The organism is Mesorhizobium sp. WSM4809 (genome assembly GCF_055811655.1).
The window spans coordinates 149,176-172,099 of record NZ_JBVVQW010000002.1; the positions used below are offsets into that span (position 1 = coordinate 149,176).

At 62.3% G+C, this 22,924-nt stretch carries 22 protein-coding genes; 13 read left to right on the forward strand and 9 right to left on the reverse strand.

Annotation, left to right across the window (positions count from 1 at the left end; genetic code table 11):
- Positions 1–56 precede the first annotated feature (56 nt).
- A complete protein-coding gene (locus tag AC0L24_RS05260) occupies positions 57–2,135 on the forward strand; it encodes a hypothetical protein (RefSeq protein ID WP_127809520.1) in 2,079 nt (692 codons plus the stop codon).
- Between the two features lie 2 nt (positions 2,136–2,137).
- Here the strand turns inward: AC0L24_RS05260 and clpS are convergent, their stop codons facing one another.
- The 4 genes from clpS to AC0L24_RS05280 form a co-directional block, all read right to left on the reverse strand.
- Positions 2,138–2,443 carry an ATP-dependent Clp protease adapter ClpS gene (clpS, locus tag AC0L24_RS05265; protein ID WP_023809857.1) on the reverse strand — a complete coding sequence of 102 codons (306 nt, stop codon included), beginning with the start codon at positions 2,441–2,443 and terminating at the stop codon, positions 2,138–2,140.
- Positions 2,444–2,682: 239 nt separating this feature from the next.
- Positions 2,683–3,048, reverse strand: coding sequence for a hypothetical protein (locus AC0L24_RS05270; RefSeq protein WP_127809519.1), 366 nt, complete (start codon positions 3,046–3,048; stop codon positions 2,683–2,685).
- A 174-nt stretch (positions 3,049–3,222) separates the two neighbouring features.
- Positions 3,223–3,456 (reverse strand): hypothetical protein, encoded by a 234-nt coding sequence (locus AC0L24_RS05275; protein WP_013529962.1) that lies wholly within the window; start codon positions 3,454–3,456, stop codon positions 3,223–3,225.
- 39 nt (positions 3,457–3,495) lie between these two features.
- Complete coding sequence (locus AC0L24_RS05280; RefSeq protein WP_127266560.1) at positions 3,496–3,798, reverse strand: hypothetical protein; 303 nt, start codon at positions 3,796–3,798, stop codon at positions 3,496–3,498.
- Positions 3,799–4,050: 252 nt separating this feature from the next.
- Between AC0L24_RS05280 and AC0L24_RS05285 the strand changes: the two genes are divergently transcribed.
- The gene (locus AC0L24_RS05285; RefSeq protein ID WP_127809518.1) at positions 4,051–4,767 is read left to right on the forward strand and encodes a response regulator; all 717 of its coding nucleotides are present in this window, start codon (positions 4,051–4,053) and stop codon (positions 4,765–4,767) included.
- Positions 4,764–6,170, forward strand: a complete 1,407-nt coding sequence (locus tag AC0L24_RS05290) for an ATP-binding protein (protein ID WP_127809517.1) — start codon at positions 4,764–4,766, stop codon at positions 6,168–6,170. Before AC0L24_RS05285 ends, AC0L24_RS05290 begins: the two co-directional genes overlap by 4 nt.
- Positions 6,171–6,220: 50 nt before the next feature.
- Here the strand turns inward: AC0L24_RS05290 and choV are convergent, their stop codons facing one another.
- The 3 genes from choV to AC0L24_RS05305 form a co-directional block, all read right to left on the reverse strand.
- A complete protein-coding gene (gene choV / locus AC0L24_RS05295; protein ID WP_024504539.1) occupies positions 6,221–7,402 on the reverse strand; it encodes a choline ABC transporter ATP-binding protein in 1,182 nt (393 codons plus the stop codon).
- Positions 7,399–8,253, reverse strand: a complete 855-nt coding sequence (gene choW, locus AC0L24_RS05300) for a choline ABC transporter permease subunit (RefSeq protein WP_127266555.1) — start codon at positions 8,251–8,253, stop codon at positions 7,399–7,401. The genes choV and choW overlap by 4 nt, the downstream gene beginning before the upstream one ends.
- Before the next feature lie 123 nt (positions 8,254–8,376).
- Positions 8,377–9,312 (reverse strand): choline ABC transporter substrate-binding protein, encoded by a 936-nt coding sequence (locus tag AC0L24_RS05305; protein WP_127809516.1) that lies wholly within the window; start codon positions 9,310–9,312, stop codon positions 8,377–8,379.
- Between the two features lie 258 nt (positions 9,313–9,570).
- Here AC0L24_RS05305 and AC0L24_RS05310 point away from each other — a divergent pair, with 258 nt between their 5' ends.
- On the forward strand, positions 9,571–10,182 hold the full coding sequence (locus AC0L24_RS05310) for a thymidine kinase (RefSeq protein WP_127809515.1): 612 nt from the start codon (positions 9,571–9,573) through the stop codon (positions 10,180–10,182).
- A 69-nt stretch (positions 10,183–10,251) separates the two neighbouring features.
- On the opposite strand, the gene AC0L24_RS05315 is transcribed toward AC0L24_RS05310, so the two are convergent.
- On the reverse strand, positions 10,252–11,148 hold the full coding sequence (locus tag AC0L24_RS05315) for a DMT family transporter (protein ID WP_127809514.1): 897 nt from the start codon (positions 11,146–11,148) through the stop codon (positions 10,252–10,254).
- A 97-nt stretch (positions 11,149–11,245) separates the two neighbouring features.
- Between AC0L24_RS05315 and AC0L24_RS05320 the strand changes: the two genes are divergently transcribed.
- From AC0L24_RS05320 to AC0L24_RS05360, 9 genes are all read left to right on the forward strand, one after another.
- A complete protein-coding gene (locus AC0L24_RS05320; RefSeq protein WP_127809513.1) occupies positions 11,246–12,103 on the forward strand; it encodes a LysR substrate-binding domain-containing protein in 858 nt (285 codons plus the stop codon).
- A 94-nt stretch (positions 12,104–12,197) separates the two neighbouring features.
- Positions 12,198–12,587, forward strand: coding sequence for a c-type cytochrome (locus AC0L24_RS05325; RefSeq protein ID WP_127809512.1), 390 nt, complete (start codon positions 12,198–12,200; stop codon positions 12,585–12,587).
- A gap of 311 nt (positions 12,588–12,898) precedes the next feature.
- Positions 12,899–13,987 carry a hypothetical protein gene (locus tag AC0L24_RS05330; RefSeq protein ID WP_127266549.1) on the forward strand — a complete coding sequence of 363 codons (1,089 nt, stop codon included), beginning with the start codon at positions 12,899–12,901 and terminating at the stop codon, positions 13,985–13,987.
- Positions 13,988–14,018: 31 nt separating this feature from the next.
- A complete protein-coding gene (locus AC0L24_RS05335; protein WP_127266548.1) occupies positions 14,019–15,164 on the forward strand; it encodes a hypothetical protein in 1,146 nt (381 codons plus the stop codon).
- A 24-nt stretch (positions 15,165–15,188) separates the two neighbouring features.
- Positions 15,189–17,099 carry an AAA family ATPase gene (locus AC0L24_RS05340; RefSeq protein WP_473563536.1) on the forward strand — a complete coding sequence of 637 codons (1,911 nt, stop codon included), beginning with the start codon at positions 15,189–15,191 and terminating at the stop codon, positions 17,097–17,099.
- A gap of 146 nt (positions 17,100–17,245) precedes the next feature.
- A complete protein-coding gene (locus AC0L24_RS05345) occupies positions 17,246–17,581 on the forward strand; it encodes an endonuclease domain-containing protein (RefSeq protein ID WP_348629592.1) in 336 nt (111 codons plus the stop codon).
- Between the two features lie 67 nt (positions 17,582–17,648).
- The gene (locus AC0L24_RS05350; protein WP_127809510.1) at positions 17,649–18,953 is read left to right on the forward strand and encodes a DUF6638 family protein; all 1,305 of its coding nucleotides are present in this window, start codon (positions 17,649–17,651) and stop codon (positions 18,951–18,953) included.
- Between the two features lie 104 nt (positions 18,954–19,057).
- Positions 19,058–20,182 carry a DUF2333 family protein gene (locus tag AC0L24_RS05355; protein ID WP_127809509.1) on the forward strand — a complete coding sequence of 375 codons (1,125 nt, stop codon included), beginning with the start codon at positions 19,058–19,060 and terminating at the stop codon, positions 20,180–20,182.
- A 312-nt stretch (positions 20,183–20,494) separates the two neighbouring features.
- Complete coding sequence (locus AC0L24_RS05360) at positions 20,495–22,129, forward strand: formate--tetrahydrofolate ligase (RefSeq protein WP_473563537.1); 1,635 nt, start codon at positions 20,495–20,497, stop codon at positions 22,127–22,129.
- A 111-nt stretch (positions 22,130–22,240) separates the two neighbouring features.
- On the opposite strand, the gene AC0L24_RS05365 is transcribed toward AC0L24_RS05360, so the two are convergent.
- Positions 22,241–22,885, reverse strand: coding sequence for a cysteine hydrolase family protein (locus AC0L24_RS05365; RefSeq protein WP_127266543.1), 645 nt, complete (start codon positions 22,883–22,885; stop codon positions 22,241–22,243).
- Between the last annotated feature and the right edge of the window lie 39 nt (positions 22,886–22,924).

Below are 22,924 nucleotides of genomic sequence, written 5' to 3' on the forward strand. Positions count from 1 at the left end.
TTGTTTGGTGCCCTCCGGTCGCGGATAAACCCTCCCCAAAAAGAGGAGGGTAAGGAATGAATTGGTCGATCTCCTTCGAACCGCTGATCTCCTGGCCACTGCTGACCTTGGCGCTGGTGCCGCTGGCGCTGCTTGCGCTGGTCGGCCTGTGGTTTCGCCAGCGCGGTTCGGTCTTCCGCTTCATCGCCCTTCTGGCGCTCGCCGCCGCTTTGTTCAACCCGGTGTTCCTCAACGAGGAGCGCGAGCCGCTGAAAAGCGTTGTCGCCCTCGTCGTCGACCGCAGCCAGAGCCAGGATATCGGCGACCGCACCAAGCAGACCGACGAGGCGTTGGCCGGGCTGCAGCAGCGGCTTGGCCGCTTCAAGCAGTTCGACGTGCGCGTCGTCGAGGCCGGCAAATCCGAGGCCGCCGAGGAACGCACCGAGACACGGCTGTTCGGCGCGCTTGAAGGCGCCTTCCGCGACGTGCCGCCGTCACGGATCGGCGGCGCCATCATGATCACAGATGGCGAGGTCCATGACGCCCCCCCGGGAGCGCCCGATTTCAACGCTCCGCTGCATGCGCTGATAACCGGCAACGATCACGAGAAGGATCGCCGCATACGTTTCGAGAACGCCCCGCGCTTCGGCCTTGTCGGCAAGCCGCTCGACATGACCTACCGCGTCATCTCGACCGAAAAAGAGACCGGCCCGGTCGATGTGCGCGTTTCGGTCAATGGCGAACAGGTCGCGGTCGAGCACGCCACCGTTGGCCAGGCGATGCCGTTGCAGGTCACCATTCCGGGTGCCGGGCGCAACATCGTCGAACTCGCCATCGATCGCGAACCGGGCGAACTGACCGACACCAACAACCGCGCCATCGCGCTCATCGACGGCATTCGCGAGAACTTGCGCGTGCTGCTCGTCTCCGGCGAGCCGCATGCCGGCGAACGCACCTGGCGCAACCTGCTGAAATCCGACGCCTCGGTCGATCTCGTCCATTTCACCATCCTGCGGCCGCCGGAAAAGCAGGACGGCACGCCGATCAACGAATTGTCGCTGATCGCCTTCCCGACCCGCGAGCTGTTCGTCGAGAAGATCAAGGATTTCGACCTCATCATTTTCGACCGCTACCAGCACCGCGACGTGCTGCCGATCCTCTATTACGACTACATCTCCGAATATGTCGAAAAGGGCGGCGCGCTGCTGATCGCGGCCGGCCCCGAATATGCCGGCGAAAGCTCGATCGCGCGTACGCCGCTGATGTCCGCCCTGCCGGCGATGCCGACCGGCGAGGTGGTCGACAAGGCCTTCTATCCGCGCCTCACCGAACTCGGCCAGCGCCACCCGGTGACGCGTGGGCTGGATGGCTCTGCCACCGAGCCGCCGCACTGGAGCCGCTGGTTCCGCACCATCGGCGTGCAGAATCCCGAAGGCGCAGTGGTGATGAAGGGCGCCGACAACCGGCCGCTGCTGTTGCTCGACCGTAAGGGCGAAGGCCGCGTCGGCATGCTGCTGTCCGATCAGGGCTGGCTGTGGGCGCGCGGCTTCGAGGGCGGCGGCCCGCATGTCCAGCTCTACCGGCGCATCGCCCACTGGCTGATGAAGGAGCCTGAGCTCGAGGAAGAGCGGCTGACCGCCGACGGCCGCGGCATGGTGCTGGAAATCCGCCGCCAGACGATGGCCGACGATCCCAGCCCCGCGCAGATCATCACCCCATCCGGCAAGACCTTGACCGTCAAGCTCGAGAAATCCGAGCCCGGCGTCTTCCTCGGCAGCGTCGAGACCAGCGAGGTCGGCCTCTATCAGGTCGCCAATGGCGACCTCACCGCGCTCGCCCATGTCGGGCCGGTCAACGCCCCGGAATTCGCCGACGTCATTTCCACCGAAAGCCGGCTGAAGGCGCCGGCTGAAGCCACCGGCGGCAGCGTGCGCCGGCTGGCGTCGTCCACAGCCCTTGGCAGCGACGTGACGCTACCCTCCATCGTGCCTGTGCGCTCGGCTGGTGCCGCGTCCGGCAACGACTGGATCGGACTGCGCACCACGGACGACAGCGTGCTCAAGGCCGTCTCGCGCGTGCCGCTGTTCGGCGGCTTCCTCGGCCTCGGCCTGCTGCTTCTGGCAATGGGTTCGATGTGGTACCGCGAAGGGCGGTAGAGCTACTCCTCCGGCTCCGTCGTGAACATCAGCGGATAGCCCTTGGCCTTGCCGGCATCGGTGGCGCGCGTCGCCTTGGTCTCGGCGACATCCCTGGTGAACACGGCGACGACGCAGACGCCGCGACGATGCGCGGTGATCATCACCCGATGCGCCTGGTCTTCGCTGAGTTTGAACTCACCCTTCAGCACCGTCACGACGAATTCGCGCGGCGTGAAATCGTCATTGATGAGGATGACCTTGTAGAGCTTTGGCCGTTCGACCTGCGGCTTGACCTGGACGCGCGGTTTTGTGGTGATTTCAGGCATTGGAACCGACAGTTAGAGCAATTCCAGGAAAAGTGTAAAACGGTTTTCCGCCCGGAATTGCGTCAAGACAAAGGATCAGAACGGTTCGCCGTTTCCACGAAACGGTGAATTGCTCTGGCGTAGCAACCCTGCCGCCATTCTGGCACCAGCGAAAGCGGTCGTCCATTTTGGTCGACGCGCGAAAACAGTGTCCGCCGACGCGGCCATTCACAATCATGTGGGAAAGTGTCGGTTGCCGTTCAACGGCCCTGGCGGCCGAACATGCGACGGCTGGGAATCTGCCGCGCGGTCGTGGCGGGCCGCATATCGGGGTGAAAGCGGTTTCCACCCGCATCCGCCCGGCGTTCCAGCCAGACCGTGATCGGCCATGCGGCGACGCAGATCAGCGTCGCGCCTGTCAGCACGATCAGCAGCCAGGTCTGTGCCGGCGTGATGTAGTCCCAGTTGGTGGAAATCGCCGGCGCGAACAGCGAAGGCTCGGTGCGTCCGGTGGCCGGATCGGGCACCGGGCTGGCGGTGAACAGGATCAGCACCCTGGCGACGCCGGTGGCAACCAGGCCGCCGATCACCATCGAGCGCAAAATGGACGAAAGCCGCTTCTTCATGCGGATTGTCCTACACGGCCGGCGTTGCAAACGGGTTAAGTGTCAGTCGAGGCGGAAGCTGCCGGTGCCAGACTTCGTCGGGGCTTCAGTGGCTCGGACAGGAAGAAGGCCGCTCCAGCCGAAACCAGCTGGAGCGTCCTTGGCCAACAGGCCGGCATTTTATGCCGGACCTGATTACGTCTTCGGGGCGTCCTTCTTGACGGCCTTCTCGGCAGCCTTCTTGTGCTTCTTGACGGTCTTCTTGACGACCTTCTTCGGAGCAGCCTTGGCCGGAGCGGCAGTCGCCGGAGCTGTGGTCGTCGAAGCAGCCGGAGCAGCGGTCGTGGTGGCGGCGGCGTTGCCGAGAGCCGGCATCGCGAAAGCCAGAGCGACGGCGAGACCGGTGGCGGAGAGGATGGACTTTTTCATGGCTTCGTTTCCTTTTTATGCGGGTCAAGTTTCTGAGTGTTACTGAACCGGGTCGTTCGGCGTCACTCCAAGCAGCTTCAAAGCATTGGCGAGCATCCGGATGCCCTGCGCCTGTTTCTTGGCGGCGCAGTACCGGTTGCCCTTTCTCTGAAGTGCCTTTGCCGCGGTGACCTGCGTTGCCGTGGCGTGGGTTTCGAGGGCTTCATCAAATTGGTGGCTGAGATTGGCGCACCGTTCGCTCCGGGTTGTGAGCGTCACCTTTGCGTCCGATTGTCCGACAGCGGCAGTGACCAGGCAGAAGCCCAGCAACGCACCCAACAAACTGATCGACAACCTTGGCATCGGTTTATCCGTAAACCCGGAGACTAGCGTCGCAGCCGATGACCTGACCGCCACGAGACCAGTTATGCCCTTGAAATTTTTCAGGAGTTTTTCTGAACTGTAGAATTTTGTTTCTGGATTGTGTCTGAGAAAGCCGGTGTGAACCCATCATAGCCACTGGCCAACATATGGCCTGAATTCTATCGTGTGGGTTGCAACAGAAGGGCTTGGCAATCAAAGACAGAAGGGCTTGGCAACAATGACAGGGCTGCTGTGAAATCCGACGCACACATACTGATCGTCGACGACGACAAGGGCATCCGCGACCTGCTGCAGGAATTCTTCCAGAAGCGGGGCCTGCACACCTCGGTTGCCGCCGACGGCATTGAGATGGAGACCATCCTGCGGCGCGTCCAGGTGGACCTCATCGTCCTTGACGTGATGCTGCCCGGCAAGAGCGGGCTGGAGCTGTGCCGCGACCTGCGCGCCCAGTATTCGACGCCGATCATCATGCTGACCGCCGTCACCGAGACGACCGACCGCGTCGTCGGCCTGGAAATGGGCGCCGATGACTATGTGCCCAAACCCTTCGACCCGCGCGAGCTTTTGGCGCGTATCCGCGCCGTGCTCAGGCGCAATGGCGCCGCCGAGCCTAAGCGCGCCACCACCAAGCAGATCTACCGCTTCGCCGGCTGGACGATGGATTGTGCTCGGCGACGGCTGATCGCACCCGACGATATCAGGGTCGAGCTGACCATGGCGGAATTCAACCTGCTGCAGACCTTCGTCAAGAGCGCGCAGCGCGTGTTGACCCGCGACCAGCTCATCGAACTGTCCGGCGGCGACAGCGACTATTCCTTCGACCGCAGCATCGACATCCTGGTCAGCCGGTTGCGGCGCAAGATGGAAGACGACCCCAAAACGCCCAAGCTGATCCTGACCGTGCGCAGCGGCGGCTACCAGTTCCTGCCCGAGACGACCTCCGAATGAGACGTTTCCTGCCGCAGACCTTGCCTGTCTGGGTGCTGCTGATCGTCATTGCCGGCCTGCTGATCAGCCAGGTCGCGACCCTTTACATCGTATCGCGAGACCGCGCCGCGGCCAACGACGTCGTCGACCTCTACCGGCTCAACGACCGTGCCTTCTCGCTGGTGCAGCTCATGCATGACGCCAGTCCGGACGAGCGCAAGGCGACGGCGACCGGCCTGTTCAATTCCACCTACGCGCTCACCGTTTCGGACACGCCGGCGGTCACTTCGTCGATCGCCGGTGACGACGAACTGGCCGAACTCGAAGACATCCTCGTCGGCAGGCTGTCGAAATTCGGCATCACCGATGCACGCGTACGACGCGATCCGGCGACGCGCGAGGCCGATGACGCGGACGGCACGGCCCCGGGACCCGACATCGGCCAGGTCGAACGCGACCTTCTGGTATTGGCCGCCGACTTCGCCCAGAGCGACAAGCTGACGGCCTCGCTGCGCTTCGCCGACGGCCAATGGCTGAACTTCACCGAGCCGATCACGCCGGTCGGCCCGATCCTGAGCTTCGACAGCCTGCCGCTCTATTCGCTGATCGCAGGGCTGGTGGTGATCATGTCGATCTGGTCGCTGCGCCGACTGACGGCGCCCTACCGGATGATGGAAACCGCCGTGAACCGGATCGGCAAGGATCTGAAGAGCCCGCCGATCGCCGAGAGCGGCAGCCGCGAAGTGCGAGCCGCCGCCAAGGCGATCAATGCCATGCAGGCAAGGTTGCGCGAATATGTCGAGGACCGCGAACATCTGGCGGCGGCACTGGCGCATGATCTGCGCACGCCGATGACCAGGATGCGCCTGCGCCTGGAGCTGTTGCGCAAATCGGCGGTCCGCGAGGCATTGGCGCACGACCTCGCCGATGTCGAGGGCATCGCCAGCTCGGTGATCGACTTCGCCACCTTCGAAGTGACCGAGGAAAAGAACGAACGCATCGATTTCTGGTCGCTCGTGGAATCGATCGCCGACGGCTATGACGACGTGTCGTTCGACGACGAGACCCGTTCGCGCGGGCTGATCTGCATGGCGCGGCCGGTGGCGCTCAAGCGCTGCGTCACCAATCTGGTGCAGAACGCGGTCACCTACGGCAAGAAGGCGCATCTTTCGCTGCGCCGGTCGGAGAACATGATCCTGCTCACCATCCGCGATGAAGGGCCGGGCATACCGCAGGCACAGATCGACGCCGTGTTCGGCTCGTTCGTGCGCCTCGAACAATCGCGCAACCGCCAGACCGGCGGTCTGGGCCTCGGCCTGACCATTGCCCGCAACATCGCGCGTGCCGCCGGCGGCGAGATCCGCCTGTCCAACAACCCGGGCGGTGGCCTGCTGACCCAACTGCGCCTGCCGCTGGCGGCTTAAAAAAGAGGCGCGATTGGTCGCCGCCTCGTCGATATTGAGTTCCGAAGAACCTACCTTCTCAGCACCGCGCTCAGCACATCGCGGATACCGATGGCGCCGACGAAGCGCGACTGGTCGTCGAACAGCGCCACGGGAGCGGTCTGCGAACGGTGCATGGCCAGCATCACGGTTTTCAGCGAGGTGCCCGGATTGGCCCAGAACACTTGCGCGGCTTCTTCGGATTGGCCTTCGACATCGGCGCACGACACCCAGACCGCCGGTTTGCCATCGCGTTCGGCCGCCGCCACCAGCCCGTGATCATCGATCTTGAAGCGCGTCGTCTTGCGGCGGTCGAGCCACACCCAGCCGTCCTTGCCGTGCTCCAGATCGCGACGGTCGCGCATCACGTTCCAGGCGGTCAGCACCGACAGCGGGTTCACATTGGCGATGAAGTCGCGGACATAGTCGTTGGCAGGCCGCAGCACGATGTCCTCCGGCGCGCCGGTTTGCACGATGCGCCCGCCCTCCATGATGGTGATGTGGGAACCGATCTTCAGCGCCTCCTCGAGGTCGTGGCTGACGAAGATGATGGTCTTCTTCAATTCCGCCTGCAGCTGCAGCAATTCGTCCTGCAGCTTGGTGCGGATCAGCGGGTCGAGCGCCGAGAACGGCTCGTCCATCAGCAGGATCGGCGCCTCGGTGGCGAAGGCCCGCGCCAGGCCGACGCGCTGCTGCATGCCGCCCGACAGCTCATGCGCGTATTTCTTCGACCACTGGTCGAGATTGACCAGCTTGAGCTGGCGTTGCACGCGCTCCTTGCGCTCGGCTTCCGGTACGCCGGCGAGTTCGAGGCCGAGACCGACATTCTCCTCCACCGTGCGCCAGGGCAAAAGGCCGAACTGCTGGAACACCATCGCCACCTGTTTCTGGCGCAGGCGCCGCAGGGTCGCCTCGTCGCAGGTGACGACGTCGACGGTTTTGTCGCCATCCTTGACCAGCACCTGGCCGCGCGACACCACGTTGAGCCGGTTGACCGCCCGCAGCAATGTCGACTTGCCCGAACCGGAGAGGCCCATCAGCACGGAGATCTCGCCCTCGTTCACCGTCAGGCTGGCGCCGGCGCAACCCAGTACATTGCCGGTCTTTTCGAGGATCTCGGCGCGGCTGGCTCCGGCGTCGATCATCTTCAGCGATCCGGCCTGGTCGGCGCCGAAGACGATATCGACGTTCCGGAAATCGACGGCGACGGTCATTTCTTGCCTCCAACGGCGATGCGGGTCATCCGGTCGAGCACGATGGCCAAAACGACGATGGCGAGGCCCGCCTCGAGCCCGAGGTCGATCTTGCGCGAACCCAGCGCCCGGTTGATTTCGGTGCCGAGGCCGCCCGCGCCGATCAGTGCGGCAAACACCACCATCGACAGCGACAGCATGATGCACTGCGTCAGACCGGCCATGATGGTGGGCAGCGCCGAGGGCAGCTCCACCTTCCACAGCAACTGGCTCTTGGTGGCGCCGAACGCCTCGCCGGCCTCGACGATCGACTTCGGCACCGAGACAACGCCGAGATGCGTCAGACGAACCGCGGTCGGGATGACGAAGATGATGGTGACGATGAGGCCGGGCGCATTGCCGAGGCCGAACAGCGTCAGCACCGGGATGAGGTAGACGAAGGTCGGCAGCGTCTGCATCAAATCGAGCACCGGCAGCATGACGCGATAGACCTTCGGCTTGTGCGCCGCCCAGATACCGAGTGGCACACCGATGGCCATCGAGGCGGCGGCGGCGGCAACCACCAGCACCAGTGTCTCTACCGTCTGCTTCCAGAGGTTCTGGTTGAGGATGAACAGCAACCCGAGAAAGACAGCCACCGCCAAGCCTCTCGATCGCTGCAGATAATAGGCAAGCAGTGCAATCAGCGCGATGAGAAGGACCGGCGGTACCAACAGCAGCGTGTCGACCACTCCATCGAGCAGGAAATTCAAGCCGCCGGAGAGGCCGCGGAAGAAGGTGTTGAAATTGTCGGTAAGGAAGGTGAAGAACGCTTTGCCCCACTCGCCTATGGGGATTTTATAACTGACAAAGAATTTTGAAATCGGATCCATCTTGCCCCTCTTTGGCAGTCGCCGTCCTTGCCGGACGGTCATCTTGTCACAGGATATGAAAAAGGGCAGCCCTTTCTACAGTGACTGCCCTTCTTGATCGGTCACGCCGAACGCAAGACCTGCTCAGCTTCCGAGCGCAGTCTTCACGGCTGCAGCGGCGTCGCCGCCATCGAAAGTGGTCACGCCGGCAATCCACGGAGCAACCGCGTCCGGATGCTTCTTGAGCCAGTCGGTCGCAGCCGTATTGGCGTCAGCGCCCTTGAGGATCGCGTCCATTATCTCGCCTTCCATATCGAGATTGAACTTCAGGTTGGCGATGAACTTGCCGGCATTCGGGCACTCGGTGGTGTAACCCTTGCGCACATTGGTATGGACAGTGGCGGCGCCGAAGCCGCTGTCGCCCATGCCATCGAGATAGGTGATCTTCATGGCACCCATCACCGGATGCGGCGTCCAGCCGAGGAAGGCGATCCATTCATTGCTCTTCATCGACTGCTCGGCCTGCGTCAGCATCCCGGCCTCCGAGGATTCGACCAGCTCGAAGCCTTCGAGATTGTCTTTCGGGTTCTTGATCATGTCGAGGATAATGCGGTTGCCGTCATTGCCGGCCTCGATGCCATAGATCTTGCCGTTGAACTTGTCCTTGAACTTGCCGATATCGGTCAGCGATTTCACGCCGGCGTCAGCGACATAGGTCGGCACGACGATGCCGTAGCCGGCGCCGGTCAGGTTGGTGCTGATCGTCTCGACCGAGCCATCGGCGGTATAGTCCTTGATGTCGTTGGTCATCGACGGCATCCAGTTGCCGAGGAACACGTCGAGATCCTTGTTCTTCAGCGACGCCATGGTCACCGGCACCGACAGCTGGATCGTCTGCGGCTCATAGCCGAGCGCGGTCAGCAGCACGGAGGCGACGCCGGTCGTCGCCTGGATGTCGGTCCAGCCGACATCGGAAAGGCGCACCGCCTTGCAGCTCGCCGGATCGCCGGCAAAGGCAGCGCTGGTGGACAAAAAAGCCGCCAGACCGAGGCCGGCGACGAAAGAGTTCATACGCGACATAGACAGTCTCCCATTGTGATTCTTTGGCGAAGCGTAGCTACGGTTTCTATGCCCGCCTTGTTTCGTCAGCCAAACACCATTCTGGTGTGGTTTCAAGCATTAAGACAATCGCGATCAACGGCGCGGGCTGGCCAATCAGCGACACATCAGGCGCTTTTGCCATGCCGGACGGTTTTTTCGAAGACGGGCCGGCTTTTTCAGGGGAATGCGGGCGACCGCCCCTCCCCGTATCAGGGCAAGTCGGCTTAAAAGAGCGGCATGGCCAAGCTTTACTTCCACTACGCGACGATGAACGCCGGCAAGACGACGATGCTCTTGCAGGCCTCTTACAATTATCGCGAGCGCGGCATGGGCACGATGCTGTTCGTCGCCGGCCACTACCGCAAGGGCGACACCGGCCTGATCTCGTCGCGCATCGGCCTGGAGACGGAAGCCGAGATGTTCCGCGATGGCGACGATCTGTTCGCCCGCGTCGCCGATCATCACGCGCATACGTCAGTGCATTGCGTCTTCGTCGACGAGGCGCAGTTCCTCAAGGAGGAGCAGGTCTGGCAGCTCGCCCGCATCGCCGACCGGTTGAACATCCCGGTCATGTGCTACGGCCTGCGCACCGATTTCCAGGGCAAGCTGTTTTCCGGCTCGCGCGCGCTGCTGGCTATCGCCGACGATTTGCGCGAAGTGCGCACCATCTGCCGATGCGGCCGCAAGGCGACGATGGTCGTGCGCCTCGGCCCCGATGGCAAGGTGGCGCGCCAGGGCGAGCAGGTGGCAATCGGCAAGGATGTCTATGTCTCGCTCTGCCGCCGCCACTGGGAGGAAGAGATGGGCCGCGCCACGCCAGACGATTTCATCGGCTTTATCAAAGGCTGACTCTGTCTCTTGGTTATTGGAGCAATTCCAGGGGAAGCGCTATGTGCTTTCCCGGGAATTGCTTCGGGCTCACACGGTCGAGACACGCCGTCTTGGAAACCGCCAGCCAAGCCGCACACCAAGCGTTGCCAGCGCAATCAGTGCCATGCCGGCTGCCTGCGCCGGTCCGAGCGGATGCCCATAGATAGCCCAGTCGACGATGATGGCGACGACCGGGTAGATGAAGGTGATGACGCCGATCACCGGTGTCGTCAGCCGTGGGAAGGCCGAATTCATCAACACATAGGCGATGCCAGTGTGCAGCACGCCGATGCCGAGCAGCCAGCCCCATGATGCAGGCGCAATATGTTGGCCGATGCCGGCGAACGGGGCGAGCATGACGACCCCCACCAGTGTTTGGCAGAGTACCGTGATTTCGGCGCGCTGCTGGCCCAGGCCTTTGGCTAGGATCGTTGTAACGGCATAGAGCAGTGCGCCGCCCAGCGTCAGCGCAATGCCCGGCACCCAGTTGGCATCGGCATGACCGTGCGCGAAAACGAGGCCGCTGGCCAGCACGACGCCGAGAAAGGCAGCGAGCATCCACAGCAGTTGGTCGGGCGAGATGCGTTCCCTTAGGAAAACCACGCCGATCAGGACCACGAAGAACGGTTGGATATGGTAGATAATCGTCGTCGTGGCGATCGACGTCATGGCGAAGCCTGCGAAGAAGGCCGTCCAGCTCAGCACCATGCACACGCCGGCAAGTGCTGCAAGGGCAAGCCGGGACGGCAACAGCGTCCGATCCGGCAGGTAGCCGCGCAACAGGCACCATATGAGAAGGAAGATCGCGCCGAACACGCATCGCCAGAAGACGACGGCAACGGGATGCAGCCCCGATTCCGTGGCGAAGGCGCCGACCGTGCCTGCGATCACCATTGCCAGAGCAAGGCTCGCGGCCGGGAAGCGGGCTGTCGAGGCGTCCGTCATGTGGTGGTTCCCAGCGATCCCAACCATCTGGTCACTGGCGCCACCTTCAAACAAGCGAATGGATTTGGAATGATCTATTCGATATGCTGATAGCACCATGGCCGCGCCACTCGAGCTCAACCTGCTGAAAACCTTTGTCGCCGTCGTCGAGAGCGGCAGCCTTTCCAATGCAGCACCTCGGGTCGGCCGCAGCCAGTCGGCGGTCAGCATGCAGATGCAGCGGCTGGAGGAGATGGTCGGCAACCAGCTTCTGGTGCGTGGTCCCAGAACCGTCACTCCCAATGCGATCGGCGAGGATTTCCTGATCTATGCGCGCCGGTTGCTGAAACTGTCGGATGAAGCCTGGGCAAGCGTCACCCGGCCCAAGGAGACAGGCAGCGTCCGCTTGGGGGTGCCCGACGATTATGCCGCCTTCCTCCTGCCGCCCGTGCTCTCACGCTTCGCGGCGGAGCATCCCCTGGTGACGGTGGAGTTGATCTGCGAACAGTCGACCGCGCTGGTGAAGACGCTGGCGGAGGGGCGGCTGGATCTGGCGATCATCACCCGCTTGCCGGAGCAGCCGCTTGAGGTGATCCGGCTGGAACGCTTCGTCTGGGTCGCCTCGCCCAACCATGTCGCCTGGGAGGCCGACCCGCTTCCGGTCGCCTTGTTCGAACCGGGCTGCGCCGCCAGGATGAATGTCCTGCAGGCGCTTGGCGATGCCGACCGCTCCTATCGCTGTACCTATTCAAGCGCCTCTCTGCTTGGCCTGATCGCCGTCGTCCAGGCCGGGCTCGCGGTGGCTGGCCTCGCCCTGCGCAGCGTACCGCCATCGCTGCGCATCGTCGGCGGCAATGAAGGACTGCCGGTGCTGCCGGACCTCGAAATCGGCATCCTGCGCAACCCGCTGTCGACGACCCAGGCGGTCGAGCGGCTGAATGATTTCCTGCGCCGAGATCTGGCACAACAGGCCTGACTCGCGGGCCTGTCTTCCGCAATCCCGCCGCGATGCAGCGTTTGTTAAAGCCTCGGTACTATAAGGCCGCCAGCCAGAACTCTCCGGGGGCAGCATGTTTCGAGCCGCTTCGTCCGCCAGCATCCTTCTCCTTGCCAGCTCGCTTGTGGCCCATGCCGGCGGCGACCCGGCCCTGGGCAAGAAGGCCTTCAACCGGTGCATGGCCTGCCATGAAGCAGCCACGGACCGCGACAAGGTCGGTCCGCATCTGTTGGGCGTCGTTGGCCGCACCGCCGGCAGCGCCGAGAGTTTTCTTGGCCGCTATTCCGAGGCGATGAAGAGTGCCGGCGCCGCCGGCCTGGTCTGGGATGAAGCCAATCTCGCCGAGTATCTCAGGGCACCCAAGCTGAAAGTGCCCGGCAACAAGATGGCGTTTGCCGGCCTGACCAAGGACGACGACATCGCCAATGTCATCGCCTATCTGAAGGCCGATCCCAAGCCCTGATCCGCTGTTCGCCAGCTCTGTAAAACCGGCTTTCTCCTCGCATATCGCGGCCGCGATTGCTTCGGTGGTTTGCCCAATACAAAGGCATCCGTGCGCCTTCGCCTTGCCGCATGAAAGTTCAATGACAGCTGAACTATAGCCGGTCGGCAAGCTAATCACGCTAAGCCCACACCTTCACTGGCTTTCAAGACCCTGACGAATTTTTTTGTTTTCACGCCGCCCTTATCTTCACGTCTTTCAATCCCCTGATGCCCCACATATATTCGCCGCTGTTCGCGACCAGCGACGTCATGCCGAAGCGGGAGGCCCCAATGGCGACATTGCAGAATTTCGACGCCGAAATTGCCAAGACCAAGCAGGTCGTGCAGGACATGCGCTCCAAGATCGAGCAATCCGGCACCATGCTTGATACGCTTGCCACATCAGACAAGAAGATCGGCGACGCCAATTTCGACCTCGAGAACGCCCGCATCGAGGATGTGCTGAAGCAGCAGAAGGTGATGGAAGGCAACATTGCCGACCTGATCATCGGGCTGGAGGACGCCACCAACGTCTTCGGCGCCGAGTTCGAGAGCATGAAGAACTACACCGGCTGGGAAAAATTCATCGGCATCTTCTCCAGCCAGAGCAAGCAGCGCATGCGCACCGACCGCGTTCGCAACATGTCGCTGGCCGGCAATCTGCAGGAACTGCTGGTCAAATCCGACACCATCGTCGGCATATTGAAGGCGCAGAAAGAGGTTCTCGACCAACGCTACAAGACCTCGGAAACCAGCCTGTCGCAGGTGATCGAGCGCCGCAAGACCACCATGACCAACCTCGAAGCCGTGCAAAAGCGCATCGAGGAGCTCAACCCGATGCTGCTCGACATCGAAAACAAGATCGCCGCTTCGACCAGCCAGAAGGACCGCACGCAGCTCGAAGGCGAACGCTCCAAGCTGGCGACGGAATACAACGAAAAGCAGGCCAAGGAGCAGGAACTGCTGGCCGAGAGCCAGACGCTCGAGCGCTACACCTCGATGTTCCAGACCTTCGTCGATTCGCTCAACAACCAGATCGCCGCGCAATCGACGCTGATCAACAAGCTGACCATCGATACCGAGCAGCGCATCGTGCTCTACAAAGCGCTGGAAGATTCGCTGAAGACCGCCGCCCAGCAGGACGTCGCCCACAAGATCAACACGCTGGGCAGCCAGGTCGACAACACCGCCGAGGAAACCATGGCCGGTATCGGTGCTGCTTCGCAAAAGCACATCGGTGACCTGCTTGAGATGCACGAGAAGAACATGGTCGCCACCGCCGATATCCAGCGCCGCAAGAAGCTGGCCGACGATGCCTTCGCCCGCCGCTTCGACGAGGTGCTGAAGAAGCACAATTCGGCTAACTACGTGCAGTCTTAAGGGTGACAGCACTGCCCGCGAGCGACCAGGCATGACCCCCGAAAACGAAGCGGCGGCACGGTATTTTTCCGCCATCACGGCCGCGCTCAGCGGCCTTGAAGTGTTCATGCGCGACGATCGCTCGCCGCTCTACCGGCACGGCATCGTCGCCAAGATCGTCGCCGAACACATCGCCAGGCTCGACAAGTCGTTTTCCTGCTGGCGCAACCGGCTGGGCTTCATGGACACATTCCGCATTTCGCGCGCCGAAAGCGGATTTCCGGTGTTCCAGAACCTGCTCGAACTGGAAAACGACCGACGCCAGGCCGACGCGCGGCTTGCCAACATTCCGCTCGCCGGCGAGTTGCGCGAGGAGATGGCCGACTTCATCCTGCGCCACAAGGAATTCCCCGCGGCGCTGCAGAAGTCGATAGCCGAGCGGCTTTATCTCGAGGACGTGAAAAGCGAGAACACGTTCGGCCCGTTCACCCTGGCGCAAACGGCCAAGGTCTCGGTCAATCCGAAGACGGGGCGGCCCTATTATCTCGTCCACTGGGCGACGTTCGACGGCAGCGCCAACCTGCCTCTGGTCTACATGGTGACGGTGGAGGATTCGTCCGAAACGATGATCCGCCAGCTCGTCGACAGAAACGGCAAGCTGAACGAGACGATCGACATTCCTCTGCCGGTCGATGGCCTGCTCAATCCCGAGCTTGCCCACCGTTTCGACGATTTCACCGAGAAGAACTCCGCCTACACGCTGTCGCCGGCGACCATCGCGGTCAATCTCGACAAGGATTTCGAGCCGCTGCATCCCAAGCAGCTGCGCCGCGTCGTGCTCGGCCCGTTCTATTCGGCTGGCATCACCGACAACAATTCGACGGTGACCGAAGTCCTGGCCAAGGTGCGCAAGCCCGAAAATGCCTGGCTGCTGACCTGGACCATCCAGGAGGTCTATTCCAAGGCCGAGAAACCCGGCCGCAAGGGGCTGTTTTCCAGCGAGAAGACGACGCAGGAATTCTTCATCAACACCGACGATCTGGAAGCCGCGCGCCAGGGCGTGTCGAGCTACGAAAACCATGCGCTGATCCCGCACGAGGCCTATCAGGCGCTCTACGCCGCCGGCGAGGCGCAGAAGATCTTTGCCGGCTACAAGGTTCACATTCTGTCGAACGGACAGGTCATCTCAGACGTCTGACCGTCACACCACGGAGCACCCTTCATGGATACCGGCCTGACCACCATCCCGGAAGCCGCCATCGAGAAGCACCGCGCCACCGCGCAGAGCTTCATCACCCGCGTCGTCGTGCCGGAGGACCCGTCTAGCTCCTCCGGCACAGCACTTGCCGGCACCAACCGCCGCTTCGTTTCGACCGTCTCGGCCGGTTCGGTGCGCCGCACGCGCGAGGTCGAGCTGGCCAAGACCGTCGGCGCCGTTCATCCCGACGACCAGCTGCTGACCATCCCGCAGCACACGCTCCTGTTTCGCGCCCGGCGCGGCACGGCGATCGCGCTGGCAATATCGGACGTCTTTGCCGAGGGCTCGGACCTTGAAAGTCTGCAGGCCAAGAACACCCGCGCGCCGCTCGAGGGCGACGAGGCGTCCACCTTCAAGAAGCTTCTGTCGGCCTCGGCTTACATTTCGGCCTTCAGCCTCGCCTCCTACCTGTTCCAGCTGATCGACAGCGACGGCGAGGCGCCCAACGACAGTCCCGAACCGGACTTCCTGTTCGATACGCCGCAGGATGCGGTGAAGTCGATCCTGGCAGGCCTCGACAAGGCGATCTCGGGATCGTCCGACGACGCCGACCTGATGACAAGGGCGCGCGCCTTCGCCCGCGTCGCCATCGACGGGCTTCTGGCCCGCAAGGGCCGCTTCGACGGCATCGGCCCGTTCGAGAACGCGCATATCCGTATCGATGCCGACGATTTCACCCTCGATGGTTTCGACGTCGCGCCGGGCAAGCGTTCAAAACCGCTGGTGATGACATTCAAGAAGCCGGAAGAGGTCGTCGGCAACCACATCGCCAAATACCAGTCGGTCAAGCTCGCCAAGATGCTGATGGCCTACGACTTCGAGCGCGAACTCAATCCGTTCGTCGAACTCGGCGGCTTCCTGTTCACCTTCATTGGCGACGGCGCCCCCGGCACCGGCAAGACGACGCTGATCCAGATGATCGCCGGCCTCGTCAACGGCTATTGCCAGGTCGCCGGCTATCCCTTCGCCTACGAGAATTTCGGCGTCGACCAGATCTCGTCCTATCAGGGCAAATCAGGCCAGAACTGCCGCCAGTTCATCAACAATGTGCTGAACCCGCGCGTCATCGGATTCGGGACCATCGACGACATCGACCAGGTGGCGGCGCGCCGCTCAGACGACCGCGCCTCGGCCGGCCAGCAGGAAATCACCGGCGTCTTGATGGATGCCTTCGCCGGTGCCGCGACCGTGGTGCGCGGCAACTGCTCGTTCGGCATGTTCTCCAACTATCCCGAAAATGTCGACGACGCGCTGCGCCAGCGCGCCGGCGCCCGCTGGCTGGTCGACGGGCCGCAGAGCCGCAACGACTACATCGACATTTTTGTCCTGCTGGCGGGAAAAAACCACAAGATCCCGCTCGGCGACCACGATCTCTACGCCGCGCAGGAAATCCAGCGCGCCGTGACCGAAGCCTATGAGGAGCACGAGAGGCCGCAAGAAGACGGGCTGATGAAGGTCTACGAGCGCTACATGAAGGAGAACGGCGCACCGAAATCGATGGCCGACATCGGCACCTATCTGCACCTGATCAAGGATGCCGAGCCCCGCTTCACCGGCCGCGCCATCAAGAACGTCACCGACGCTATCAAGATGCGCGCCATGGACATCGAGCTTCCCGACGACTGGTTCGAGAAGCCGGAGGTCTTCATGCACAAGGGCTACGACGAGAAGAAAGCGATGATCGAGGAACTGCGCGGGCCGTTCTCGATGGACATGGTCATGCAGGAGATCAACCGCTATGCCGACTCGGAGTTCCGCTATTCCGACAAGTCCGACGACTCCGCCGTGCAAAAACTGCTGCGCGACGCCCGCCTGCGCGAGCGAGCCGCGCGCGAGATGGAGGAGATGAAGAAAAAGGGGCTATGGAATGCGTGAGCCTGGCACCTCTTCCTTCTCCCCGTTCACGGGGAGAAGGTGCCCGAAGGGCGGATGAGGGGCAGCGCTGTGCGAGGCAGTAATGAGCCAAAGGTAGCAAGCCCGCCCGGCAGCTTCGGAAAGTCGAGAATGATGCCGAGGAATGGCTGTGGCACGAAGTGCGTGGAAGGCGGCTGAATGGCCACAAGTTTATCCGTCAGCTCCCGGTCGGCCCATATTTCGCAGACTTCGCCTGCCGTGAGGCTAATCTGGTAGTGGAAGTCGATGGAAGTCAGCATGCAAATCGGCCCCACGATCGATACAGGGATGAGACGATGAACAGGAACGGCTGGTCGGTGTTGAGGGTTTGGCACGCTGATGTTTTGACGAGCCGTAAGAGCGTGCTGGATACGATTGTTGCTGCGCTGGATGGTCGACTCGATCGGAAAATGATTGCTGTCGATGTGAAGTTTTTGCCAGCTTCAACGTCGGAGGAAAGATGATGAGCGTCTGCGCCGCCCCTCATCCGCCCTTCGGGCACCTTCTCCCCGTAAACGGGGAGAAGGGAAGATGAGCCCCGCCAAGAAACCCGATCTCTTGCGCGACAACGAGCTAATCTATGGCCGGCTGCTGACGGTCGACGAGCCGCACCTGATCCAGCGCTACAACAAGGCGCTGGCCGCATTCGGCTTGAAGCCGACGAAACTGAAGAGCTTCCAGATCGACCGCACCGGCTTCTCGCCCGAAGTGGCCGAGGAATGTGACGATTATGACTATCTCGATCCCAACGAGGTCAACCGCCGTTTCATCATCCTGACGCCGTCGCAGATCGACCTGCCGGTGGTGCACACCGCCTTCTCCAACACCTCGCAACTCATGTTCGAGTTCATGTCCAGGAACCGGCGCGCCATCGATGCGCTGACGATCAAAGACGTCATCTACGGCGAGATCGAGGATTCCATTCCCAAGGTCAACGACATCGAGGATTTGCTGTCGATCAGCCAGGTCGAATTCAAGGTGCTGTCGGCTGAGGATGTGCTGGGCAAGGCAGCCGAACTCGGCAAGCTCGTGGACCGGCTGAAGCAGGAGCCAGATGCCTGGCGCGACAACGCCATGCTGACCCGCATGGTCGAGCTCGCCAAGATCTGCGGCGACATCCGCGAGAACGCGCTGGTACCCGACCAGGTGATCTTCCGACATAACGCCTACTGGACCAGGCATTTCGGCGGGCTCTACGTGTTCGTCGATCCGGATGTGACGACGGTGATCAGCGATCCGGCCGCCCCCGGTTTTCGCCGCTCGCGGCCGTGGCAGGTCAGCTATCTCTCGATCAACGACGCCGACAAGGTGTTCAAGTTCCTCGCCACCACCGGCCGCATCGAGCTGCCGCGTGCCTCCTGGGTCGAGGCCTCGGGCTATCTCGAGCACCGGGCCGAGATGGTGGTGCGCGCGCTGATCCGCGACGCCGAGCCGAACCGCAATTTGACCAATGTCGACAAGGTCTGGCTGCAGACCTGGATCCAGAGCCATGCCGACCTGATCACCAGGGACGGCAATTTTCCCTTCCTCAACGCCGCCAAGCGCGAGATCGCCCAGCTCGGCCACCTGAAGATCGAGGATGTCTTCCCGCAGCAGCGTTTCCTGGTGATCCGCGCCAAGCCAGACCACCCCGACGCCTGGCTGACCAACCGGCTGATCTCGGATTTCGTGCCGTCGGACTTCGTCTCGCGCTACATCTTCAACAAGGACGGCTTCTACAAGGACTATGACGGCTTCAGCGACGCCTGGCGATCGCATGTTGTGGACGTTCTCAAAACCACATATTTGAAGGACAAGGTGGCGTTTCGCACACGCCTCTACGGCCTGACTGACTAGAACGAAATGAACCGTTATTTCGTTCTAACTTCTTGTTTTGGCGTATGATGTTATCCAAAAGTCTGCAACTTTTTGGCATCATGCTTTGAGGGGGTGACACAGCCATGCTCGATCCGATCGTGAATTTCTTCACCCGTATTTTCCAGTGGATCGGCCGCGGCATCGGCCTCCTGATCGGTGTCGTCCTGTGGCCGTTCCTGTGGGCCGGACGCTGGTACACGCAGCGCGGCTGGATCCTCAAGGCCGTGGTCGGCCTCGCTCTGCTGGTGCTGATCGGCCTCTATGCAAACTTCTTCTACGCCACCCAGTGGTGGACCAACTTCAACCCCAATTATCCCAGCACCTACACATTCGAGAAGCGCAACGTCTCCGCCGGTGAACAGGTCGCCGCCGGTGCCGGAACCGACACCGCCAAGACCTGCGGCAACTCCGGCATTGCCCAGATCGCCGCTGACCTGACCGACTTCAACGTGAACCAGAATGCCTGGATCTCGTCGATGATCCTCTACAAGCTGGGCCTGTTCGGTATCGACTGGGACCACACGCCGTGGATGGACAACAAGGCCTCCTTCCAGCGCGGCATCAATCAGGCGGTGCGGCGCACGGCGACCGAACTCGCCGACAATCTCGGCCGGGTCCGTACCACATCGCAGATTGATGCTGATCTGCAGGATGCTCGCGGCAATCTGCAATTCGACGAATACACCTGGTATTTCGGGGTGAGCCCGTTCGGCCCGAAGACGCCGACGCCGAGCTACTACCGCGACGCGGTGCGCAAGCTGCGCTCCTTCAACGCACGACTTGCCACCTGCCAGGCGACCTTCGATGCTCGCGCCGACAATCTGAAGCAATATATCGACCGCATCGCATCCGACATCGGCTCGACCTCGGCCATCCTCAAGGAACGCGCGGAAAACCACAACAATGGCTGGTTCGATTTCCGCGCTGACGATCGTTACTGGTTCGCCTACGGCCAACTCTACGCCTATTACGGCCTGATGAAGGGCGCCCAGGCCGACTTCGAGGACGTCATCAAGGAAAAGCATCTGCAGAGCCTGTGGGACACGATGGACGCGCAGTTCGTCTCGGCGCTGCGCATCCAGCCCTTCATCATCGCCAATGGCCGCGAGGATGGATGGCTGCTGCCGACGCACCTGACGACGATGGGCTTCTATGTGCTCAGGGTGCGCTCCAACATGGTCGAAATCAGCAACGTGCTGACGCAGTAACGCTGTTCCATTAGGGACCAGGCGATGGCGAATTTGCGCCGTCGCCTCTGTCGCATTCCGTGCATTGTGCGGCTGTTTTGAGACGGCGGAACGACGCATCCTCTGGCTTCTATACGGCGCGGAAACGGAGCCAGGAAAAACCGACGCCAGGTCGGCCGGCCCGCAGAGGATTTTCTCTAGAGGAAACATAGTTGCATACAAATTGACGCCGCGGCAGCGACAGGGTTAGAACATGCCCGCGCCCGGTTCCAACCTGCTTGCCAGTAAGATCAAACCCGTCCCCTCCACCGTTCAATCCAGAGGAAAGCCGTCATGGCCGAAGTGAAGTCCGACATCGAGATCGCGCGCGGCGCCAGGAAAAAGCAGATCCAGGAGATCGGCCAGAAGATCGGCATTCCGACCGAACACCTGCTGCCCTACGGCCACGACAAGGCCAAGATATCAGCCGAATTCATCAAGTCGGTGAAGGGCAACAAGGACGGCAAGCTGATCCTCGTAACCGCCATCAACCCGACGCCGGCCGGCGAAGGCAAGACCACGACTACGGTTGGCCTTGGCGACGGCCTGAACCGCATCGGCAAGAAGGCGATCGTCTGCATCCGCGAGGCCTCGCTAGGCCCGAATTTCGGCGTCAAGGGCGGCGCTGCCGGCGGCGGCTACGCGCAGGTCGTGCCGATGGAGGACATGAACCTTCACTTCACCGGCGACTTCCATGCCATCACCACGGCGCACAATCTGCTTTCCGCACTGATCGACAACCACATCTACTGGGGCAATGAGCTCGGCATCGACACCCGCCGCGTCGTCTGGCGCCGCGTCATGGACATGAACGATCGGGCGCTGCGCGAGATCATCTGCTCGCTCGGCGGCGTCGCCAACGGTTTCCCGCGCGAGGGCGGCTTCGACATCACCGTTGCTTCGGAAGTGATGGCTATCCTGTGCCTGTCGACCGACCTGAAGGACCTGGAAAAGCGCCTCGGCGACATCATCGTCGCCTATCGCCGCGACAAGTCGGCCGTCTATGCCCGCGACCTCAAGGCCGACGGCGCCATGGCCGTGTTGCTCAAGGACGCCATGCAGCCTAACCTGGTGCAGACGCTGGAGAACAACCCGGCCTTCGTGCATGGCGGCCCGTTCGCCAACATCGCGCATGGCTGCAACTCGGTCGTCGCCACCACGACGGCGCTCAAGCTCGCCGACTACGTCGTCACCGAAGCCGGCTTCGGCGCCGACCTCGGTGCTGAAAAGTTCTTCGACATCAAGTGCCGCAAGGCAGGCCTCAAGCCGGCGGCGGCCGTCATTGTCGCCACCGTGCGCGCCATGAAAATGAATGGCGGCGTCAAGAAGGAAGACCTCGGCAAGGAAAACGTCGAGGCGGTGAAGAAGGGCTGCGCCAACCTCGGCCGCCACATCGAGAATATCCGCCAGTTCGGCGTGCCGGCGGTGGTCGCGATCAACCACTTCTACTCCGACACCGACGCCGAGATCCAGGCGATGAAGGACTATGTCGCCTCGATGGGCGAAGAGGCGATCCTGTGCAAGCACTGGGCGCACGGCTCGGCCGGCATCGAGGATCTCGCCAACAAGGTGGTGGCACTGGCCGAATCCGGTGCTTCGCAGTTCGCGCCGCTCTATCCCGATGCGATGCCGCTGTTCGAGAAGATCAACACCATCGTCCAGCGTATCTATCGCGGCTCGGAAGCGATCGCCGACAAGTCGGTGCGCGACCAGCTCAAGGCCTGGGAAGACGCCGGCTACGGCCACCTGCCGGTGTGCATGGCCAAGACGCAGTACTCGTTCTCGACCGACCCGAACCTGCGCGGCGCGCCGACCGGCCACACGGTGCCGGTGCGCGAGGTCAGGCTTTCGGCAGGTGCGGGCTTCGTCGTCATCATCTGCGGCGAGGTCATGACCATGCCCGGCCTACGGCGGCGGCCGTCCTCGTAAACCAGCTCCCTCACCGCCTGGGCCCCCATCCACGGCGGGTTCTCCAACCGTTATTTTCCACCACAACGGGCCCCGCCGCGCGGGGGCGCCCTTTCTGTTTTCAGATAGTCCCTACGCGGCGCTGCGTGACAGCGCCCGCTGGTTGGAGCCGAAGATGGTGTCGCGTTCCGGCAGCGCGCCGGTCTTCAGGCACTCGACCCATTCGGCGGTCTTGAGCACGGCGGCAAAGCGCGACTGCAGGATGATCGTGACCACGCGGTGGATCTCCTCGGCCGAGGCGTAGCCGGCGCTGTTGGCGTAAGGCACCGATCCGGTCGCATCCGACAGGAACTCGACGGCAAAGCCCATATGCACGGCGTGGATGATGGTCGACAGGTCGCAATTGTGCGTCATGTAGCCGACCACCGTGATCGTATCGATGGCGTTGGCGCGCAGCCAGTCCTCGAGGTCGGTGCCGGTGAAGGCGGAGGGCAGGTTCTTTTCGACATAATGGTCGCGCCCACGCCTGGCGATTTCGGGATGCAGTTCGCCGCCATGGCTTCCCCCGGCGAAGATCGGCGATGTCTCGGGCGCCATCTGCTTGACGACCACCACCTTGATGCCGGCAGCAGTCGCTGCATCCATCGCCCGCGCCACATGGACGACGCTGTCGCGGAACGGCGGATGCTGGATGGCAAGACTGCCGCCATCATAATCGTTCTGCACATCGACGACGATCAGCGCCCGGCGTGGCGTGGTGTTGGCTGGGTCAGACATGGTGTTTTCCTTTCCGGCTTGAATGTGATGGACCGAAAA

Bases quoted from the DNA above. Each gene is read 5' to 3' on its own strand.
- AC0L24_RS05350 (WP_127809510.1), top strand. From the start codon at position 17,649: ATGAGCCCCGCCAAGAAACCCGATCTCTTGCGCGACAACGAGCTAATC.
- choW (WP_127266555.1), bottom strand. From the start codon at position 8,253: ATGGATCCGATTTCAAAATTCTTTGTCAGTTATAAAATCCCCATAGGC.
- AC0L24_RS05315 (WP_127809514.1), bottom strand. From the start codon at position 11,148: ATGACGGACGCCTCGACAGCCCGCTTCCCGGCCGCGAGCCTTGCTCTG.
- AC0L24_RS05275 (WP_013529962.1), bottom strand. From the start codon at position 3,456: ATGAAAAAGTCCATCCTCTCCGCCACCGGTCTCGCCGTCGCTCTGGCT.
- AC0L24_RS05330 (WP_127266549.1), top strand. From the start codon at position 12,899: ATGGCGACATTGCAGAATTTCGACGCCGAAATTGCCAAGACCAAGCAG.
- AC0L24_RS05325 (WP_127809512.1), top strand. From the start codon at position 12,198: ATGTTTCGAGCCGCTTCGTCCGCCAGCATCCTTCTCCTTGCCAGCTCG.
- AC0L24_RS05340 (WP_473563536.1), top strand. From the start codon at position 15,189: ATGGATACCGGCCTGACCACCATCCCGGAAGCCGCCATCGAGAAGCAC.
- AC0L24_RS05290 (WP_127809517.1), top strand. From the start codon at position 4,764: ATGAGACGTTTCCTGCCGCAGACCTTGCCTGTCTGGGTGCTGCTGATC.
- clpS (WP_023809857.1), bottom strand. From the start codon at position 2,443: ATGCCTGAAATCACCACAAAACCGCGCGTCCAGGTCAAGCCGCAGGTC.
- AC0L24_RS05260 (WP_127809520.1), top strand. From the start codon at position 57: ATGAATTGGTCGATCTCCTTCGAACCGCTGATCTCCTGGCCACTGCTG.
- AC0L24_RS05280 (WP_127266560.1), bottom strand. From the start codon at position 3,798: ATGCCAAGGTTGTCGATCAGTTTGTTGGGTGCGTTGCTGGGCTTCTGC.
- AC0L24_RS05310 (WP_127809515.1), top strand. From the start codon at position 9,571: ATGGCCAAGCTTTACTTCCACTACGCGACGATGAACGCCGGCAAGACG.
- AC0L24_RS05355 (WP_127809509.1), top strand. From the start codon at position 19,058: ATGCTCGATCCGATCGTGAATTTCTTCACCCGTATTTTCCAGTGGATC.
- AC0L24_RS05320 (WP_127809513.1), top strand. From the start codon at position 11,246: ATGGCCGCGCCACTCGAGCTCAACCTGCTGAAAACCTTTGTCGCCGTC.
- choV (WP_024504539.1), bottom strand. From the start codon at position 7,402: ATGACCGTCGCCGTCGATTTCCGGAACGTCGATATCGTCTTCGGCGCC.
- AC0L24_RS05305 (WP_127809516.1), bottom strand. From the start codon at position 9,312: ATGTCGCGTATGAACTCTTTCGTCGCCGGCCTCGGTCTGGCGGCTTTT.
- AC0L24_RS05365 (WP_127266543.1), bottom strand. From the start codon at position 22,885: ATGTCTGACCCAGCCAACACCACGCCACGCCGGGCGCTGATCGTCGTC.
- AC0L24_RS05335 (WP_127266548.1), top strand. From the start codon at position 14,019: ATGACCCCCGAAAACGAAGCGGCGGCACGGTATTTTTCCGCCATCACG.
- AC0L24_RS05270 (WP_127809519.1), bottom strand. From the start codon at position 3,048: ATGAAGAAGCGGCTTTCGTCCATTTTGCGCTCGATGGTGATCGGCGGC.
- AC0L24_RS05360 (WP_473563537.1), top strand. From the start codon at position 20,495: ATGGCCGAAGTGAAGTCCGACATCGAGATCGCGCGCGGCGCCAGGAAA.